Source organism: Mesorhizobium sp. WSM4820, from assembly GCF_055811075.1.
Genome location: NZ_JBVVQN010000010.1, coordinates 209,024 through 227,062, shown reverse-complemented (window position 1 = coordinate 227,062; position 18,039 = coordinate 209,024). Strand labels below are relative to the sequence as shown.

22 protein-coding genes are annotated in these 18,039 nt (G+C 64.6%); 8 read left to right on the top strand and 14 right to left on the bottom strand.

Annotation, left to right across the window (positions count from 1 at the left end; all coding sequences use genetic code 11):
* Positions 1-204: 204 nt before the first annotated feature.
* Positions 205-429: a hypothetical protein gene (locus tag AC0L2R_RS18275; protein WP_029351283.1), complete on the bottom strand. Its 225-nt coding sequence runs from the start codon at positions 427-429 to the stop codon at positions 205-207.
* Positions 430-517: 88 nt separating this feature from the next.
* On the bottom strand, positions 518-1,957 hold the full coding sequence (locus AC0L2R_RS18270; RefSeq protein ID WP_473510646.1) for a LuxR C-terminal-related transcriptional regulator: 1,440 nt from the start codon (positions 1,955-1,957) through the stop codon (positions 518-520).
* Here AC0L2R_RS18270 and AC0L2R_RS18265 point away from each other — a divergent pair.
* The 5 genes from AC0L2R_RS18265 (at position 1,947) to AC0L2R_RS18245 (ending at position 6,680) form a co-directional block, all read left to right on the top strand.
* Complete coding sequence (locus AC0L2R_RS18265; RefSeq protein ID WP_473510644.1) at positions 1,947-2,396, top strand: hypothetical protein; 450 nt, start codon at positions 1,947-1,949, stop codon at positions 2,394-2,396. The two genes, AC0L2R_RS18270 and AC0L2R_RS18265, sit on opposite strands and share 11 nt — an antisense overlap.
* Before the next feature lie 35 nt (positions 2,397-2,431).
* Positions 2,432-2,605 (top strand): EamA family transporter, encoded by a 174-nt coding sequence (locus AC0L2R_RS18260; RefSeq protein WP_473510689.1) that lies wholly within the window; start codon positions 2,432-2,434, stop codon positions 2,603-2,605.
* Between the two features lie 308 nt (positions 2,606-2,913).
* Positions 2,914-3,864, top strand: coding sequence for a substrate-binding domain-containing protein (locus tag AC0L2R_RS18255; protein ID WP_023799031.1), 951 nt, complete (start codon positions 2,914-2,916; stop codon positions 3,862-3,864).
* A 231-nt stretch (positions 3,865-4,095) separates the two neighbouring features.
* Positions 4,096-5,667, top strand: coding sequence for a sugar ABC transporter ATP-binding protein (locus AC0L2R_RS18250; RefSeq protein ID WP_473510643.1), 1,572 nt, complete (start codon positions 4,096-4,098; stop codon positions 5,665-5,667).
* Positions 5,664-6,680 (top strand): ABC transporter permease, encoded by a 1,017-nt coding sequence (locus AC0L2R_RS18245; RefSeq protein ID WP_023799033.1) that lies wholly within the window; start codon positions 5,664-5,666, stop codon positions 6,678-6,680. Before AC0L2R_RS18250 ends, AC0L2R_RS18245 begins: the two co-directional genes overlap by 4 nt.
* 209 nt (positions 6,681-6,889) lie before the next feature.
* Here AC0L2R_RS18245 and AC0L2R_RS18240 read toward each other — a convergent pair whose 3' ends face one another.
* From AC0L2R_RS18240 to AC0L2R_RS18220, 5 genes are all read right to left on the bottom strand, one after another.
* Positions 6,890-7,207 carry a DUF982 domain-containing protein gene (locus AC0L2R_RS18240; RefSeq protein WP_473510641.1) on the bottom strand — a complete coding sequence of 106 codons (318 nt, stop codon included), beginning with the start codon at positions 7,205-7,207 and terminating at the stop codon, positions 6,890-6,892.
* Positions 7,208-7,269: 62 nt separating this feature from the next.
* Positions 7,270-7,485 (bottom strand): hypothetical protein, encoded by a 216-nt coding sequence (locus AC0L2R_RS18235; RefSeq protein ID WP_473510639.1) that lies wholly within the window; start codon positions 7,483-7,485, stop codon positions 7,270-7,272.
* A gap of 101 nt (positions 7,486-7,586) precedes the next feature.
* Positions 7,587-9,215 carry a chaperonin GroEL gene (gene groL / locus AC0L2R_RS18230; protein ID WP_473492907.1) on the bottom strand — a complete coding sequence of 543 codons (1,629 nt, stop codon included), beginning with the start codon at positions 9,213-9,215 and terminating at the stop codon, positions 7,587-7,589.
* 58 nt (positions 9,216-9,273) lie between these two features.
* Complete coding sequence (locus AC0L2R_RS18225; RefSeq protein WP_473510638.1) at positions 9,274-9,591, bottom strand: co-chaperone GroES; 318 nt, start codon at positions 9,589-9,591, stop codon at positions 9,274-9,276.
* Between the two features lie 153 nt (positions 9,592-9,744).
* Positions 9,745-9,969 carry a hypothetical protein gene (locus AC0L2R_RS18220; protein WP_473492906.1) on the bottom strand — a complete coding sequence of 75 codons (225 nt, stop codon included), beginning with the start codon at positions 9,967-9,969 and terminating at the stop codon, positions 9,745-9,747.
* Here AC0L2R_RS18220 and AC0L2R_RS18215 point away from each other — a divergent pair.
* Positions 9,968-10,255, top strand: coding sequence for an usg protein (locus tag AC0L2R_RS18215; protein WP_091598882.1), 288 nt, complete (start codon positions 9,968-9,970; stop codon positions 10,253-10,255). The genes AC0L2R_RS18220 and AC0L2R_RS18215 overlap by 2 nt on opposite strands.
* Before the next feature lie 139 nt (positions 10,256-10,394).
* Here AC0L2R_RS18215 and AC0L2R_RS18210 read toward each other — a convergent pair whose 3' ends face one another.
* Complete coding sequence (locus tag AC0L2R_RS18210) at positions 10,395-10,643, bottom strand: DUF982 domain-containing protein (protein WP_473510636.1); 249 nt, start codon at positions 10,641-10,643, stop codon at positions 10,395-10,397.
* A gap of 130 nt (positions 10,644-10,773) precedes the next feature.
* The gene (locus AC0L2R_RS18205; RefSeq protein WP_023799042.1) at positions 10,774-10,992 is read right to left on the bottom strand and encodes a hypothetical protein; all 219 of its coding nucleotides are present in this window, start codon (positions 10,990-10,992) and stop codon (positions 10,774-10,776) included.
* 231 nt (positions 10,993-11,223) lie between these two features.
* Here AC0L2R_RS18205 and AC0L2R_RS18200 point away from each other — a divergent pair, with 231 nt between their 5' ends.
* Both AC0L2R_RS18200 and AC0L2R_RS18195 read left to right on the top strand, forming a co-directional pair.
* A complete protein-coding gene (locus tag AC0L2R_RS18200; RefSeq protein ID WP_473510635.1) occupies positions 11,224-11,688 on the top strand; it encodes an Hsp20 family protein in 465 nt (154 codons plus the stop codon).
* 58 nt (positions 11,689-11,746) lie between these two features.
* Positions 11,747-12,283: an Hsp20/alpha crystallin family protein gene (locus AC0L2R_RS18195; protein ID WP_473510633.1), complete on the top strand. Its 537-nt coding sequence runs from the start codon at positions 11,747-11,749 to the stop codon at positions 12,281-12,283.
* 312 nt (positions 12,284-12,595) lie between these two features.
* Here AC0L2R_RS18195 and AC0L2R_RS18190 read toward each other — a convergent pair whose 3' ends face one another.
* The 5 genes from AC0L2R_RS18190 to AC0L2R_RS18170 are packed head-to-tail and all read right to left on the bottom strand — an operon-like array spanning position 12,596 to position 18,037.
* Positions 12,596-13,486, bottom strand: a complete 891-nt coding sequence (locus AC0L2R_RS18190) for a ribokinase (RefSeq protein ID WP_473510631.1) — start codon at positions 13,484-13,486, stop codon at positions 12,596-12,598.
* 33 nt (positions 13,487-13,519) lie between these two features.
* Positions 13,520-14,398 (bottom strand): MurR/RpiR family transcriptional regulator, encoded by an 879-nt coding sequence (locus AC0L2R_RS18185; RefSeq protein ID WP_473510629.1) that lies wholly within the window; start codon positions 14,396-14,398, stop codon positions 13,520-13,522.
* Entirely contained in the window at positions 14,395-15,372 is a 978-nt protein-coding gene (locus AC0L2R_RS18180) for an ABC transporter permease (protein WP_473510628.1), read from the bottom strand. The genes AC0L2R_RS18185 and AC0L2R_RS18180 overlap by 4 nt, the downstream gene beginning before the upstream one ends.
* Positions 15,369-16,922, bottom strand: a complete 1,554-nt coding sequence (locus AC0L2R_RS18175) for a sugar ABC transporter ATP-binding protein (RefSeq protein WP_473510626.1) — start codon at positions 16,920-16,922, stop codon at positions 15,369-15,371. Before AC0L2R_RS18175 ends, AC0L2R_RS18180 begins: the two co-directional genes overlap by 4 nt.
* A gap of 56 nt (positions 16,923-16,978) precedes the next feature.
* A complete protein-coding gene (locus AC0L2R_RS18170) occupies positions 16,979-18,037 on the bottom strand; it encodes a sugar ABC transporter substrate-binding protein (RefSeq protein WP_473510624.1) in 1,059 nt (352 codons plus the stop codon).
* Between the last annotated feature and the right edge of the window lie 2 nt (positions 18,038-18,039).

The window sequence follows — 18,039 nt, the reverse complement described above, 5'->3', positions numbered from 1 at the left end:
TGTCCTGCCGGACATCTCCCCCGCAAGGGGGGAGATCGGATGTCACGAATGCTTTCGCCAACCTCCGACGTTGCCAAGAGGGCGGCCACAGTGACACTGCCAATCTCCCCCTTTGCGGGGGGGATGGCCGGCAGGCCAGAGGGGGGTACTGTCCCGCCTGCGCCCCGAAATATTCCTGGGATGACGAAGGGATGAACGTCACACTCAATCGTCGGTGGCCGGCGTCAGTTCGAGCTCGGCAGGCGACAGACCCTGCTGGAGCTGGCTCAGCCGGAATTCGTCGACCCAATAAGCCTCGCCGTCGACGAGGACACGCGCTTTGTAGGCGCCGGCTGAAAAACTTTGCGCGGTGATGTAGACCTTGTGGCGGTCGAGCGCCTTGCGCACTGCAGCGCGCTTGGAATTCTGGCTGGTGACGGAACTGGCCATGGACTCGCTCATACACACGCCGCCGCAGGAGAAGACGGCTGGCATAAGGATGGCCGAGACAGACGGTCGTGTCAATTTTTCAACTTGCCTACGGCAGCTTCGCCAGTTCGGCAGCGTGGCGGATGGCAAGCAAGGCGTCCCGGTTGGTCACCGGATAGCCTGCGATGAAGCGTTCGACCGAAAAGCCTGAAAAATCGGCTCTCAAGCGGGCCGCGGCGCGCGCCGCCTCGCCGGTCTCGCCCATGGCCGCATGCGAAAGTGCCAGGAACATCAGCACGTCCGGCGACTCCGGCGAACTCCTGCGGAGCGCCGCGACAGCTTCCCGATGCCTGCCGGCGGCAAACAGGATGCGGCCTTGCATGCCGAAATACCAGGGCGGGGCCAATGGATTAAGGCGCATGGCACGCTCGATGAGCGGGATCGCCTCGGCTGGATCGCCGGTGACAAGCGCTTTGCTGCCGGCGAGCAGCAGCAGTATGCCGGCGTGGTTGGAGCCGTATTCGAGAGCCCGCCGGTGCGCGCGCTCCGCTCCTTCGAGATCGCCAAGGCATGCCCTGACATTGCCAAGGCATGCGTGGGCGCAGCTGTCCGTCGGGTCGAGGCGCAAGGCGTTTTCGGCCGTGATCCACCCGTTCTCGATCGACGTCAGCACGTCGTCGCCAAAGCCGTTGCAGGCCTCGATCGAATAGGCGTAGGCGAGTTCGGCCCAGCAGTTTGCGAAGGTAGGATCAAGCTCCAGCGCGCGCGAAAACAAGCGGATCGCCTCGGCATTGCTGGCGCGGCTGAACATGGTGTGCTGTTCGAGGGCAAGCAGATAAAAATCGTAGGCCCGCAAGCTGGCCAGCGGCTTGCGGCGAGCCGCATTGCGGCCGACCGTGGCCAGCGTTCCATAACTGCCGGCGAACACGTTGATGATGCTTTCGGCCAGGCTGTCCTGCAGCGCGAAAATGTCCTCGGCCGGGCGATCGTAGCGCTCTCTCCACAGGTCGACGCCGCTGCGGGCATCGGCAAGCTCTATCGTCAAGCGAATCCTCTGGTCGTCCGCACGCAACTGGCCCGATACGAAATAGGTGGCGCCGAGCGCCTTGCCGTCAGCCGCGAAATCGGCCGGCTTGCTGCCCAGCGATTTCATCGTGTGGAAGGCGATGACAGGCAAGCCCGCGTATCGCGCCAGGTTGATGGTGATGTCTGACGACAGGCCGTCGGCAAAGCGGCGCCAGCGCTCTTCGGAATTCAGGCATTCGATCGGAAATATGGCGAGCACCGGCGGAGCGTCCGACTGACGTGACTGCCCGCCCGGCCGAGCGCCGGAAGCGCCGGCAAAATACGCCGCGAGCCCGATCTTGGTGCGCACGCCAAGTTTTTCGTAGATGGCCGCAAGGTGGGTGCGAACAGTGGTTGGGGCAATGAAAAGTGCATTGCCGATTTCGCGATAGGTCATGCCGGTTGCGAATTTTTCCGCGACCGCGCGCTCGCGACCCGACAAGGCATCGAGCGTCTGCGCTTTCGAAGCGTCATTGACCGTCATGGTGGAACCCGTCCCAAGACAGAATACTACAAATGCAGGAGGCCGAATACTGCATCTGCCCGATCCCGTCGCAGGCGCACAAATTGCAAGGTCGTTTGCCGCAAAAAGCGGCAATCCGGGGGAGGTTTCCATGCGTCCTGTTTCGATAATGCTGGCATGCACGATCTTGAGTTTTTCCGCCGCCCAGTCGCCGTCGTTCGCTAGAGGATGCAGGCAGGTGCTGGAATCGGATGTGAAAATCACGAGCATGCGCCTCTATGCCGACATCCTGGCCAATGCCGCCCGCAACGGCCGGGACTACACCCCTGAATCGATCGTCAGCGGCTCAAAGCGGCATTTCGAGGAGATGAAGCTGCAGTTGAATGACGCCGGCTATGAGATCATGCCCGTCGGCGTCCGCCTGTATTGCAAGCGGTGGGACAAGCTCGCCGCCCGCTAGCAACCAGCGATCCGCCCTTTGCGGCGCAAGCTTTGGTGCAGGCCAACTGTCTGCTTCTGCTTGCCGCTGCCTTTTGGGGCTTCGGCAATGTTGCGCAGAAGACTGTGCTGGATCATCTCGATCCGCTCAGCGCCGTGGGCATCCGCTGCCTGATCGCGGGGCTCATGGTCCTGCGGTCGTATCTGGATCAATCACCCTGCTGTCGCTGACAGCAGCAAGCCGGCGGTGGCAGACTGAGAGATCGGGCAACCCGGCGAACCCAGCGAAGCCGCCAAACAACAGGCCGGGGACCCGACCGGAACCGAATACCGCCCGTTCCTTGCGCAAATCTCCGGCCTTGGCTAGCATCCGCCCGCCGGCGCCGAGCGGAGGAGAACGTCGCGGTGGACCGGCTGGAGCGCCGTTGCGTCCCCCTGGGCGCTCAAAGGACACTCCATTTCTGGATCGACGCAGGAATTTTCGGAAAACCGGAACCGGTTTTCGGGTTCATGCGCTCATGTGGGAGGAGACTAAATTGATCAACAGACGTGAATTCCTGCTGTCGTCCGTGGCGATGGGCACGATGGCGCTGGCCGCTCCGCAACTGGCTTTCGCCCAGGACAAGCTGACCATCCTTGGTTCGGTGCCGAGCCTCGGCTTTCCGTTCTTTGTGCACATGCTGAACCAGATCAAGGCGGAAGCTCAGGCGCAGGGCGTCAATCTTGTCGAAAGCGACGGCCAGAACTCGGCGCCCAAGCAGACCGCCGATATCGAGGCAGCGCTCGTGCAGAAGGTCAACGCCATCGTCATCTCGCCACTCGACGTCAACGCGCTGGCCCCGGCCATCGAGCAAGCGATCCAGGCCGGCGTCCCCGTCGTCACCATCGACCGCCGCGTCGACGGGGTCGAAGGCATCCTCGCCCATGTCGGCGCCGACAACGTCAAGGGCGGCGAGGCCGAAGCGCAGGCCATGGTGGCGGCTTTCCCGAACGGCGCCAAGATCTTCCATCTGCAGGGCCAGCCAGGTGCCGGGCCGGCGATCGACCGCAACAAGGGCGTGCACAACGTCCTCGACCCGATGAAGGACAAGTACCAGATCATCTTCGAGCAGACCGCCAATTTCGCCCGCGCCGAGGCGCTCTCGGTCACCGAGGCCGGCCTTGCCGCCAACGGCAAGCCCGACGCGATCATCTGCGCCAATGACGACATGGCGCTGGGCGCGGTCGAAGCCTGCGCGGCGCGCAACTTCACCGACGTCAAGATCTACGGCTTCGATGCGCTTCCCGAAGCGCTGGTCGCCGTGCGCGACGGCAAGCTGGCCGGCACCGTCGAACAGTTCCCCGGCGAGCAGTCGCGCACCGCGGTGCAGATCGCCGTCGCCTATGCCAGGGACAAGACCGAGCCGAAGGAAAAGCTCGTGCTGCTGACGCCGATCGTCATCGGCAAGGACAATCTCGACAAGGCGGAAAGGCTGGGCGAGACGAAGTAGGCCAATTGGTGAGGTCGGTGGGACAGCACCCCCCTCTGGCCTGCCGGCCATCTCCCCCGCAAGGGGAGAGATTGGCAGCTTCGCTGGCTGCGCCTTTTCTTCAACGTTGGTGATTGGCGAAAGCCGTGACGACATCCGATCTCCCCCCTTGCGGGGGAGATGTCCGGCAGGACAGAGGGGGTGTTCAAGCGCCGAGAGATGGCGTGAAAAACTGCATCGAGGAAGCAACTTTTGTCCGTCACTGAAGCCATCGCGCCATCTCTCCCCCTCCTCGCCGTCGAGGGCGTGACCAAGCGCTTTGCCGGCGTCACCGCGCTGAGCGATGTCTCGCTCGAGGTTCGGCCCGGCGAAATCCTCGGCCTGCTCGGCGAGAACGGCGCCGGCAAGTCGACGCTGCTCAAGATCCTGTCCGGCGTGATGCCGCCGTCCAGCGGCCGCATCGTCTTCGACGGCGTAGAATTCAATCCGCACAATCCGCAGGATGCCAAGCGCCTCGGCATCGTCACCATCTACCAGGAACTGAGCCTGATCCCGACGCTGACCGTGGCGGAGAATATTTTTATCGGCCGCGCGCCGCTCGGGCGCTTCGGCCTGGTCAGCTGGCGGAAGATGGAGGTGGACTCGCGCGCGATCATCGCCCGCGTCGGCCTTGACCTCGACCCGGCGACGCCGGTGTCTGCGCTGTCGGTGGCCGAGCAGCAGCTGGTCGAGATCGCCCGCGCGCTGTCGCTTAAGAGCCGGCTCATCATCATGGACGAGCCGACCTCGGCGCTGACCGAAACCGAAGTGCAAAAACTGATGTCGATCATGGGCCGGCTGCGCAAGGACGGCGTCGCCATCATGTTCGTCACCCACCGGCTGGAAGAGGCCTCCGCGATCTGCGACCGCATGACGGTGCTGCGCGACGGCAGGCTGGCCGGCCATCTCGACCGCGATGGCGGGCCGATCAAGCTGCCGAAAATCATCGAGAAAATGGTCGGCCGCGCCGCGTCCGAGCTTTATGCCAGGCCGACGCTGCGCGATGTCGCCGGCGACGTCAGGCTTTCCGTGCGCGGCCTGCGCACGGTGCGCGATCCGCAGGCGCCGCACGCCATCGTGCTCGAGGGCATCGATCTCGACCTCAAGGCGGGCGAGATCCTCGGCGTCGCCGGCCTCGTCGGCTCCGGCCGCACCGAGCTTGCCCGCGCCATCTTCGGCGCCGACCGCATCGCCGCCGGCACCATCACCCTCGACGGCAAGACGATCGCGCCTGAAACACCCGCCGACGCCATCGCCCTCGGCATCGGCCTGGTGCCGGAAGACCGCAAGCATCAGGCGATCTTCGCCGCGCTCGGCATTCTCACCAACTTTTCCGTCGCTGCGCTCGGCCGCTACTCCAACGCTCTCGGCTTCATGGCCGAGCGCCGCGAGCGCCAGGCGCTGGCGAGCTACAGAAAAACGCTGTCGATCCGCATGGCCTCGCCCGAGCAGCCCATCGAGGGGCTGTCCGGCGGCAACCAGCAGAAGGTCATCCTCGCCCGCTGGCTGGCGCGCGACCCCAAGGTGCTGATCGTCGACGAGCCGACGCGCGGCGTCGATGTCGGCGCCAAGGCCGAGGTGCACCAGATCCTGGTGCAGCTCGCCGGGCGCGGCATCGCCATCATGATGATCTCGTCGGAATTGCCCGAAGTGCTTGCGGTGTCGGATAGGATCGTCACCATGCGACGCGGCCGCATCACCGGCGAAATGCCAGGCATTGAGGCGACCGAGGAAAAACTGATGGAACTGATGGCGCTCGATCAAACGCAGGAAGTGACGCAATGACCAGCACGACCGAACAGAGCCAGCGCGGCGGCATCAATGTCGCGCGCCTGCTGATGAGCTTCGGACCGCTGATGTTCCTGGCGCTGCTGATCGTCGTCTTCACCGTGCTGAAGCCGAGCTTCATCGACCCGATCAACATCTTCAACATCATGCGGCAGATTTCGATCACCGGGCTGATCGCGCTCGGCATGACCTTCGTCATCCTCACCGCCGGCATCGACCTGTCGGTTGGCTCGCTGCTGGCCTTCTGCGGCATGGTCGCGGCGGTGGTGGCCAAGGGCGGCACCGCCAACACGCTGTCGCTGTCGACGTCCGGCGCACAAGGCTATGGCTGGTTCGCAGCCCTTCTGGCCGCCGTCGTCGTCGGCGCCCTGGCCGGCGGCGTCCAGGGCTTTGCCATCACCCGGCTGAAAGTGCCGCCCTTCGTCGTCACGCTCGGCGGCCTCACCGTCTTTCGCGGCCTGACGCTGACGATCTCCAATGGCGGCCCGATCTCCGGCTTCGACGCTTCGATGCGCTGGTTCGGCACCGGGCTGATCGGCCCGGTGCCGGTGCCGGCGATCATCTTCGCGGCGGCGGCGATCCTCTGCCACATCGTCCTGCGCTACACGCGCTACGGCCGCGCCGTCTACGCCGTCGGCGGCAATGCCGAGGCGGCGCGGCTGTCCGGCCTGCGCGTCGACCGCATCCTGATCTCGGTCTACATCATCGTCGGCTTCTTCGCCGGCCTTGCCGCCTTCGTGCTATCGGCCAGGCTCAATTCCTCGGAAGCCGTCGCCGGCATCGGCTACGAGCTGACGGTGATCTCGGCGGTGGTCATCGGCGGCACCTCGCTGTTCGGCGGCATTGGCTCGGTCGGCGGCACGGTGGTGGGCGCGGCACTGATCGGCGTGCTGCAGAACGGGCTGCAGTTCAACAACGTCTCGTCCTACACGCAAAGCATCGTCATCGGCCTGATCCTGATCCTCGCCGTGGCCTTCGACCGCTGGCTGAAATCGCGGGTAAGGCGGTGAGGGTTGGAAGGCGCGGCGCCGACGCGATCTTACCTTCTCCCCTTGTGGGAGAAGGTGGCCTCGCGAAGCGAGGTCGGATGAGGGGTGTTCCAGCTTGGCAATCTGCTTGAAATCGCCGCCACCTCATTCTTTCCAGCACCCCTCATCCGGCTTGGCGCTTCGCGCCAATCCACCTTCTCCCACAAGGGGAGAAGGAAAGAAAAGCGCGTTCACGCCGGTGCGTTGACACGCTGCGAACGCGTTGCCCAATCGATGACCGGTCCACCCCCAACCGTAGATCTCGTCTGCGGCGCGAGAAGATCGTTGCGGCGGGCGAACGCCACGAAGGTCGCCCGTGCCGTCTCGGCGTCGATCTCTCCGTCCATCGCCGCCCGGCAGGCTTTGGCGGCGATGTCGTGCGCGGCCGTCCGGCTCGCCCGCGGCCAGTCGGCAAGCAGCGCATAGGCCTCAGCCGCGCTTTCTATCCTGGTCGGCGTGCCGAGGCCGGTCAGGATGGTGACCGGTTTTTCAAAAGAAGAACGGTCCATGACACTCTCCTTTCCGGTTCAACTGTCTCCAACAGGCGCAGGCATGCGCGCCCGCGCGGCCATCATTTACGCTCCTCCTGGCCGGCCCCGACGCGTTGGGCCGACAGGAACATCAGCGTATAGGCCGCCTTGCGGCGATCCCAGCCGGCCTGCTCGGCCATGTCCAGCAAGCCGTCGACCAAGGGCGCCAGCGCCGCCCTGCAATCGGTTTCATAGTTGAAATCATTCTTCGGGCGGGTCGGCGCCGCGATCTTTCCAAAACTTTCCAACATATCCATGGCAACACCTGCTCCGCATTGGTCCGGACCGGCAAGACCGTGCCCGCTTTGGCGGACACGGTCCATCTGCCGTTCAGAAGCCTCGCTTTGGAGGCCTGACCTTAGTAGTCCATGCCACCGCCGGGCATTGCCGGTGCGGCAGCTTCCTTCTTCGGCTTCTCGGCCACCATCGCCTCGGTGGTCACCAGCAGGCCGGCGACCGACGCGGCGTCCTGGAGAGCGGCGCGCACCACCTTGGCCGGGTCGATCACGCCCTGGGCGTAGAGATCGCCGAACTCGTTGGTCTGGGCGTTCCAGCCATAGCCGAATTCGGTCTTCTCGCGCAGCTTGCCGACGATGATCGAACCTTCCGCACCAGCATTCTCGGCGATCTGGCGCACCGGCTGCTCGATGGCCCGACGCACGATCTCGACGCCGGTCCTCTGGTCGGGATTGTCGACGGCGACATTGTCGAGCGCCTTCGCTGCCCTGAGCAGCGCCACGCCGCCGCCGGGCAGTATGCCTTCCTCGACCGCAGCGCGGGTGGCGTGCATGGCGTCGTCGACGCGGTCCTTGCGCTCCTTGACCTCGACCTCGGTCGAGCCGCCGACGCGGATGACGGCGACGCCGCCGGCGAGCTTGGCCAGCCGCTCCTGCAGCTTCTCGCGGTCATAGTCGGAGGTGGTCTCCTCGATCTGCGCCTTGATCTGGCTGATGCGTGCCTGGATCTCGTCCTTGCGGCCGGCACCGTCGACGATCGTGGTGTTCTCCTTCTCGATCAGCACCTTCTTGGCGCGGCCGAGCATCTCCAGCGTGACGTTTTCGAGCTTGATGCCGAGATCCTCGCTGATGGCCGTGCCGCCGGTCAGGATGGCAATGTCTTCCAGCATCGCCTTGCGGCGGTCACCAAAACCCGGCGCCTTGACGGCGGCGACCTTCAGTCCACCGCGCAGCTTGTTGACGACCAAGGTCGCCAGCGCCTCGCCTTCGACATCCTCGGCGATGATCAGCAGCGGCTTGCTCGATTGCACTGCGGCTTCGAGCACCGGCAGCATGGCCTGCAGGTTGGACAGCTTCTTCTCGTGGATCAGCACATAGGGCTCTTCGAGCTCGACGCGCATCTTGTCCTGGTTGGTGATGAAATAAGGCGAGAGATAGCCGCGATCGAATTGCATGCCCTCGACCACTTCGAGCTCGGTCTCGGCGGTCTTGGCCTCCTCGACCGTGATGACGCCCTCATTGCCGACCTTTTCCATCGCTTCGGCGAGGAAGCGGCCGATCTCGGCATCGCCATTGGCCGAGATGGCGCCGACCTGGGCGATCTCGTCGTTCCTTGTCACCTTGCGGGCATTGGCCTTGAGTTCGGCGACGATGGCGTCGACCGCCTTGTCGATGCCGCGCTTCAGGTCCATCGGGTTCATGCCGGCGGCAACCGCCTTGGCGCCTTCCTGGACGATCGACTGCGCCAGAACGGTGGCGGTCGTCGTGCCGTCGCCGGCGACGTCGCTGGTCTTCGAGGCGACCTCGCGCACCATCTGCGCACCCATGTTCTCGAACTTGTCCTCAAGTTCGATTTCCTTGGCGACGGTAACGCCGTCCTTGGTGATGCGCGGGGCGCCGAACGACTTGTCGAGGATGACATTGCGGCCCTTTGGACCGAGCGTCACCTTCACCGCGTCGGCGAGGATGTTGACACCGCGCAACATCTTCTCGCGGGCTTCGGTATGGAATTTCACATCCTTGGCAGCCATTGGATAACTCCTTCAAATAGGCAGCTTTTCGTTGACTGATGGCTTGTTCAGGCCCCGCTCAGGCGGCCTGCTTTTTTATCTGGTCGGTCATTTCAATCACGCCCAGCACATCGCTTTCCTTCATGATGAGCAGGTCCTCGCCGTTGAGCTTGATCTCGGTGCCCGACCATTTGCCGAACAGGATGCGATCGCCGACCTTGACGTCGAGCGGCTGCAACTGTCCGCTATCGTCGCGCGCGCCGGGGCCGGCGGCGATGACCTCGCCTTCCTGCGGCTTTTCCTTGGCTGTGTCAGGAATGATGATGCCGCCAGCGGTCTTCTCGTCGACCTCGATGCGGCGGACCAGGATACGGTCATGCAATGGACGGAACGCCATGTCGTTCTCCTCATGGGACAAACAGATTTTCTTGGACCTCCCTTCGCAGCCGACCAGTGGGTCGGTGCGACGGTGCGCGACCCCTGCTCAGGCATCACGCGCCTATCGAATTAGTCTGCCTATCCAGCCTTTCAAGAGGACGCCGAAAAAATTTTAGCACTCGCCGTTGTCGAGTGCCAACGCACCGTAATAACGCACTGTAATAATGGCGCTATTCCAGGATTTGAAACGACGGATGCGACTTGAAACCGGGGCGCAACCTTCCGACATCGTCGTCGATCCCGGCACCGTCTGCCGGCGGCCGGAACCGATGAGGAAGCGGAGGCGTTTTTGCATGCGGAGGATGGACGCCTGATCGTTCGGAAAGGAGACGGCCATGGTCGGCAATGAGTTCCAGGTCAGCAACGAATTCCGGCTCCAGATGCAGGGTTTTGGCCTGACGACGGCAGAGATCCATTATCGTCTTCCCGACTATCGGGACCTGCTGCAGCTCTTCATCTGGCAGCAATACGACATCGCCCCGGATTTCCCGACGCTGAAGCATTTCCTCGAATTTTGGGAACGTGAGATCGAGGGCCCGCTGCATTCTGTGCGCGTCGCCCATCATCGTCTGATCCAGCCCTCCGAATGGCGGGCGGTGGACGGCGTCATTACGCTGCAGTGAAATAGAGAAAAGGTGGCGCTTTTCATGAAAGGCGCCGCCTCTGCAGCACAGCGCGTCCGCCCCGGCTTCAGCTTCCCCGGCTTGAGGTTCCCCCGGCTTCAGGATCATTGGCGTTCAGGTGGATTGATGTTCAGGTGGATTAACGTCCCGTGACCAGCAGTCCGGCGGTGCGTGCCGCCTTGACGAAGGCGGTGCGCGCCTCGCGGGCGGTGCGCCAACCGTCGAGCGCGTCGCGGCAGGCGCGATAGGCTGCGCGCCAGTTGCGGCCGCACGCCCGGTCCGGCCATTGCTGCATGCATTCGATGGCTTCCCAGCTGCTGGCGACCTTGCGCTCTCCGACGGATTGGAGCTTGAGCGTGATCGGCTCGGAAAATGGGACGTCGTTCATCACTTCCTCCTTTTCTTTTTGAGAATAACCAGGAAGGCGGCCCGATCGGCGCCCGACTGACGAGATGGTTCGTATGGCTGCACGCTTCAAGACCTCCCCCGTCTCCCAGTCTGCTTGCCGAAACCCGGCGCTATATGTCGTCGTCCGGCGGTTCGAGAAGCCCGATCAGCGTCGCCACCCTTGCCGACGGCAGCGGGCGGCCCTCGTTGACCAGCGCCTCATCGGCGCCGACCCAGGCAAAGGCCTCGCGCAACTCTTCGATCGTCGCGCCGGTCGAGGCGATGTCGGCGATCACGGCGTCGTCGACCGGGCCCAGCACCGAAATGATGTCGTCGCGTGTCATGGTCATGATGTCCTCCATGCGGCGTGCCGGCGCGACCCTCAAACGACGGTTGAAACCGGCATTACCAGTACAATCCGGCAACAAAAATTGTGGCAGCGGGACAGAATCTGGGTCTTGATTTCGGCCTGACAATAACCAAATGAAAATTGCCGGTTGCCGAATGGGACTGGCAGAACCCAGGGAGCGCCAAGCTCTTTGGCGCCCCTCGTACTATGTTGCTCCACGGAGGATGTAGCTATGAGAACCGCATTCGACTTTTCCCCGCTCTATCGGTCGAGCATCGGTTTCGACCGCATCTTCAACCTGCTGGAAAACGCGCCTCAGGCAGTCGAAACCTGGCCTCCCTATGACATCGAGCGAAGCGACGAGAACACCTATCGGGTGAGGATCGCCGTCGCCGGCTTTTCCGAGAACGATCTCGACATCAGCCACGAGCCGAACCTTCTCATCGTCTCGGGCGAGCGCAAGGAACAGGACGAGGTGGAATATCTCCATCGCGGCCTTCCGGTGCGACCGTTCACACGGCGCTTCGAGCTTGCCGATCACATGACGGTCACCGGCGCCTCGCTCAATAACGGCGTGCTGACGATCGACCTCGTGCGCCAAGTGCCCGAAGAGATGAAGCCGCGTCGCATCACGATCGCCAAGCAAGACGGCGCGCCGAAGGCCGGGCAGGTCGAGAAGCCGAAGCAGGCCGCCTGAGCGAAGTCGATCTCTGGCGTTCGCCTTTGACACAACCAGTCGAGAAAGGAGAACAGCAATGGCTATTCGTGATCTCATTCCCTGGGGCCGGGAGAACAGTCCGGTTCCCAGCTTCTATCGTGACGAGGACCGCGACCCGTTCATGGCGTTGCATCGCGAGATGAACCGACTGATCGACGACGCCTTCCGCGGCTTCGAAACGCGCATGCCGATGCTCAGCGGATTTTCGTCGGCGCGCGGCAGCTGGCCGAGCGTCGAAATCGCCGACGGCGAGAAGGAGATCCGCGTGACCGCGGAAATTCCCGGCATGGACGAAAAGGACGTCGACGTGATGCTCGACGACGGCGTGCTGACACTGCGTGGCGAGAAGCGCTCCGAGACCGAAGACAAGGACAGGCAGTTCTCCGAGCGGTTCTACGGCCGCTTCGAGCGCCGCATCCCGCTCGGCTACGAGGTCGAGGAGGACAAGGTGAACGCCGCCTTCCATAACGGCGTGCTCACCGTGACGCTGCCCAAGACGGAGCGCGCACGGACGAAAGCCAAGCGCATCGCCATCAGTGGCAGTGCCGCCGGCCCCGGCAAGAGCAAGCACTGACGACATCGGCAGCCGGACGCGCCAGCCGCGCCCGGCTGCGCATATCCGCGCTCCCAAAGGCGCGGGCTTCATTTGTTTGGCCGATGCGCCTGACGGCGCGAAGGCCGCATAGTGAGTATCTACGGAGCATTGAGTAGCAGCGTCGCTACCGTGGCGTTCCTGGCGCACAGGCTACGGAGCCCGTCATCCCATGGGGGTGGCGGGCTTTCGTATCAATTGTCGGCTTTACCGGCCTGTCGGAGCCGAGCGAAAAGTCCTCCCCATCCGCTTCTCGTCACCTGTCACGATCGCGGGCGGAGGCAGCCACCCGTCTCAGATCGCCTCGCGCTGCCGTTCCGGCGTGGCGACCAGCAAGGCCGCGGCGGCGTTGGCGGCAGCAAGTGCGGCCTCGACCCGATGCCCGCGGGCAAGGCCTGCCGCGAACGCGCCGACGAACTCGTCGCCGGCGCCATGGGTGCTGACCACCTTCACCGGAAGGGCGGCCCGCTCGAACGCCTGGCCGTCGCGGCCGCAATAGGCAACGCCCTCCCCGCCGGCCGTGACGATCGCCGCCGGGTAGAAATCGATCAGCATGCGTGCCGCCTCGGCAGCACCCTCGAGCGTATCGACGACCGCAACGCCGGCCAAAAATTCCGCCTCGATGGCGTTGACGATGACGATATCGGTGAGTGCGATCAATTCGCCGGACAGTTTTCGCGCGGGGGCGGCGTTGAGCACGACGCGGCCGCCATGCGCCTTCACCGCCCGCGCTGCAGCAATGTTGGCGGCTTCCGGCACCTCGTTCTGCAGCAGCAGCACCGCCGTTTGCGCAACCATCTCGGTCGCGGCCACGATGTCGTTCTCGCCCAAGGTGAGATTGCTGCCCGAGACGATCACCGCGCCATAATCGCCGCCGGCGTCGAAGATCGCCACGCTCATGCCCGAGCCGGCGCCAGGTGCGACCCGCACGAAGCGGCTGTCGACGCCGCGGCGCGCGAGATTGCCGACAACCGCGCGGCCGAAATCGTCATCGCCGACGGCGCCGATCATTGCCGAGCGCACGCCGGCCCGCGCCGCCGAGACCGCCTGGTTGCCGCCCTTGCCGCCGCATTTCGGCTGCCAGGCATGGCCGGTTACGGTTTCGCCCTTGCGCGGGCGGTCAGGCGCTTCGACCATGATGTCGTAATGCAGGCTGCCGAACACGGTGACCAGCGGAGCCGTCATGTGCCCCGATCTTTCATGAGCCGCCCCAATCTTTCATGAACCGCCCTTTTCCCGGCGTTTCGACATCACCGCCGACATCGTGCGGCCGAGATTGCGCTCCGCCGCCTGGTAGTCGCGCTGTGCCACCGCGACGAACAGCGCGTCGAGAATGTTGAGCTGGGCGATGCGCGCCGCCGCGTTCTCGCCCATCAATGGCGAGCCCTGCGCGGTCGAGCACAGCACGATGTCGGCGACGGCGGCCAGCGGCGAGTTGTCGTAATTGGTGATCGCCAGCGTCCGCGCACCGCTCTTGCGGGCGAGATGGATGGCATCGATGACGGCGCTGGTGTTGCCGGAATGCGAGAAGCCGACCGCGATGTCGTCGGCGCCGAGCAGCGAGGCCGACATCAGCATCATGTGCGAATCGTCGTAGACGGATGCGCGGATGCCGATGCGCAGGAATTTGTGCGAGACGTCGCGCGCGATCTGCGCCGAACCGCCGACGCCATAGAAATCGCGGTTCCTGGCGCGGTACAAAAGATCGGCGGCGCGGTCGAAATCGTCCATGTCGAGGATCGCCAGCGTTTCCTCCAGCGCCTGGATCGAAGTGCGGAACACTTTTTGGACGATCTCGGCCGAGCTGTCGTCGACCGACAGTTCCTGGTGCATTTCGGCGGTCGGCAGGCGGCTGTATTCATAAACCGCGGTGCGGAAGTCGCGATAGCCGGAAAAGCCCAGTTTCTTGGCGATCTTCACCACCATCGCCTCCGACACGCCGGCTTCTTCGGCGATCTGCTTGAGCGGAATGGTCTCGTCGAAGCCGCGCCGTCCGAATACGGTTTCCACCACCTTCGCCTCGAGCGGTGTCAAATGCGGCATCATCATGCGGATCCGCGGTCCTACTGCTTTCAGATCCAGGCTGGTCAAGGTCATCCACGTCCCCTCGTCACGCGATCGATGAGCATCGCGGCGAGGATTATAAGGCCAGTTGCCAAGAGCTGATAGAAGGACTGGACATTCATCAGCGTCAGGCCGTTGCGCATGGCGCCGAGGATGACGGCGCCCAGGATGGTGCCGACGACGCTGCCCTTGCCGCCCATCAGCGAGGCGCCGCCGATGGCCGCCGCGGCAATGGCATCGAGCTCCCAGAGGTTGCCGAGAATGGGTTCGGCGGCACCCAGCCGGCCGATCAGGATCTGCGCGGCAAGGGCCGCCAGCAGGCCCGAGATCATGTAGGCGGCGATCTTGGTGCGAGCGATCGGCACGCCGGCTATGTAGGCCGCCTCCTCATTGCCGCCGACGGCGAGCAGATATTCGCCGAAAGGCGTCTTCTTGAGGATGATCCAGGCGATCAGCGCGACCACGGCCACGATGATGACCGCCAGTGGCAATCCGAACAGCGAGCCGTTGAAGATGGCGCGGAAGCCGGCTGGCAGGCCGAGCACCGGATTGCCGCCGGTATAGATCAGCGCCAGCGCCCGGTAGGTGCTGAGCGTTCCCAGTGTGACGATGAAAGGCTGCAGCCCGACATAGGCGACCAGCACGCCATTGAGCAGGCCGCAGACGAGGCCGATGGCGAAGCCGGCGGCGATGGCCAGCGGGAACGGCACGCCGGCAACCAGCATCGAGGCCGAGATGACGGCCGAAAGGGCTGCCGTCGGCCCGACCGACAGATCGATGCCGCCCGAGATGATCACCAGCGTCATGCCCAACGCCAGGCAGGCGTTGATGCTCGACTGCTGCAGGATGTTGATCAAATTGCGCTCGGCAAAGAAGCCCGGGACCAGCGCGCCGAAGACGGCGAGGATCACCACCAGGCCGATCAGCGTGCCGGCGTCGCGCAACGAAAACCGGTGCAGGAATTCAGCCCGTCGGCGCGCTGCTGTGTGTTCGGTTACATCAGTCATCCGCTCGTCCTGTCCGTTATGCCTTGCCGGCCCGATGGCCTTGCGCCTTGCCGGCCTTGCGTCTCCGATTGGGGTATGGCGTGCGCCGCGATCGCCTGTTCGCTGAGATCAGCCCGGTCGAGCTCGGCGGCGACCGTGCCATCGCGCATGACCAGCACGCGGTCGGCGAGCCGGATCACCTCGGGAAGCTCGGACGACACGACGACGACCGAATGGCCTTCGGCGGCAAGCTCCTCGATCAAATGGTAGATCTCCGCCTTGGCGCCGATATCGATGCCGCGCGTCGGCTCATCGAACAAAAGGATGCGCGTTCCCGCCGCCAGCCAGCGGCCGATGATCGCCTTCTGCTGGTTGCCGCCGCTGAACAGCCGGATCGGCCGGTCGAGCAGGAACGGGCGCAAATTGACCCGCTTCATCTTCTCGGCCGCGACCCGTTTCAGCCTGGTGTGATCGATGACGCCGCGCGGTGCGAACACGCCCATCGAGGCCAGCGCCATATTGCTGGAGATCGACCGCAACGGCACGATGCCTTCGCGCTTGCGCTCCTCCGGCACCAGGCCGATGCCGGCGGCGATGGCGTCGCGCGGATTGGCGAGTTTTATGGCCTTGCCGTCGATCTCGACCCTGCCCGACGAGGCGCGGTCGGCGCCGGCCAGCAGCCGCAGCAGTTCGGTGCGGCCCGAGCCGACCAGGCCGGCAATGCCCAGCACCTCGCCGCGGTGCAGGTCGAACGAGACGTTACGGACTTTTGTCGCCGAGGCGAGGCCACGCACGCTCAGCCTGACCTCGCTCGAGATGTGCGAACGGTGCTGTTCCTGGGCAAGCTCGCGGCCGACCATCATCGAAACGACGGCTTTTTCCGACATTTGCGCCAGATCGACGGATCCGACCACGACGCCGTCGCGAATGATTGTGGCGCGCTGGCAGATGCCGAACACCTCGTCCAGCTTGTGCGAGACATAGACGACCGCGACGCCGTCGCGCGCCAGCCCGGCAATGACTTCGGCCAGCCGCTCGAACTCGCTCGGCGTCAGGCTCGATGTCGGCTCGTCCATCGCCACGACGCGTGCCCGATCGAGCAGCGCCCGGGCGATCTCGACGATCTGCCGCTGCGCGACCTTCAGGCTGCCGAGCGGGACTGCCGGATCGATGGTCGGATCGAGGGCGGCAAGGGCTTCCGCAGCGCGGCGCTCCTGCTCGCGCCGGGCGACGAAGATGCCGCCGCGCGTCAGCGGATGACCGAGGAACATGTTCTGGGCGACGCTGAGATGCGGCACCTGCTGCAATTCCTGATGGATCATGGCGACGCCCGCGGCGCGCGCCGCGACCGGATTGTTCAGCGTCACCGGTCTGCCGTCGATCAGCACGCTTCCGGCGGTCGGCCTGTAGACCCCCGACAGGATGCGCAGCAGCGTCGATTTGCCGGCGCCGTTCTCACCGAGCAGGCCATGGATTTCGCCGGCGCCGACGGAAAAGGACACATCGCTCAGCGCTCGCACCGCCGGAAACACCTTGGAAATGCGCTCGAATTGCAGCCGCGGGACAGACATTGGTTCTATTCTCCAGGCAAAGGGCGCCAGCCCGGCCGGCACCCGCAGTCCTGCCCTTAATTGCCCGCCGCCGCGTCCTCGAGCAGCGCCTTGCGCACGGCGTCGCCAGCGCCGGAATAGCGGTCGGCATTGTCCTTGGTGATAAGCGCCTGCGGCGTGGCGACAACGCGCGGCAGCTTCTGCCCGGCCACCAGCCGGAGCGCCGATTCCAGCGCCACCTCGCCGGTCAGCACCGGGAAGCTGTCGACGGTGCCGGTCAGCTCGCCGGCGCGGATCGAGGCATAGGCGTCGGAGATGCCGTCGGTGCCGAAGACGGCGACCTTGTCCTGCAGGCCGGCGGCCTTGACCGCCTCGACGATGCCCAGTGCCATGCCGTCATTGTTGGCATAGAAGCCGATCAGGTCGGGGTGCTGCTGCAGGATGTTGCTGGCAGCGTCGTAGGAGGTCTGGCGATCCCAATTGCCGGGCACGCTGGCGACGACCTCGAACTTGCCGGTCTCGGTGATCGTGGCCTTGAAGCCATCCGTGCGCTGGACTGCGGCATAGACGCCGGCCTGGCCTTCGACGATGGCGACCTTGCCGCCATCCGGCCGGTTCTTGATGAACCATTTGGCGACGCGCACGCCATTGTCGCGCTGGACATTGCCGACATAGTGCTCGGCCTGCGGGATGACCGCGTCATTGACATTGACCACCGGCACGTTGGCGGCCTTGGCCTGTTCCATGATTGGCTGCAGGTTGGAGTCGGTCTGCGGTGAGACGAGCAGCACGTTGTAGCCTTGCGTGACCAGGCCTTCGGCGATTGTCAGCTGGCCGAGCTGGTCGCCCTCGCTCTGCGCCGCCTGGTAGACGACCGGCACGCCGACGCGATCGCCCAACGACTTGTAGCCCTCACCCAGCGAGCGCCAGTATTCGTTGGTCAGCGTCTTGGAGACGGCGCCCGCCCTGGTGCCGTCGGGCAGCTTGGGCAACGCGCCGAACTTGGCCTCGAGTTGCGACCAGTCGATGCGGTCCTTTTCGGTGTCGGAATTGAGCGGCGCGAGGTCGGTGGAATAGGCGGAGCCGATGGACAGCGCCATCAACGCAGCGGTGGCGGTGGCAAGCAGAAATTTCATGG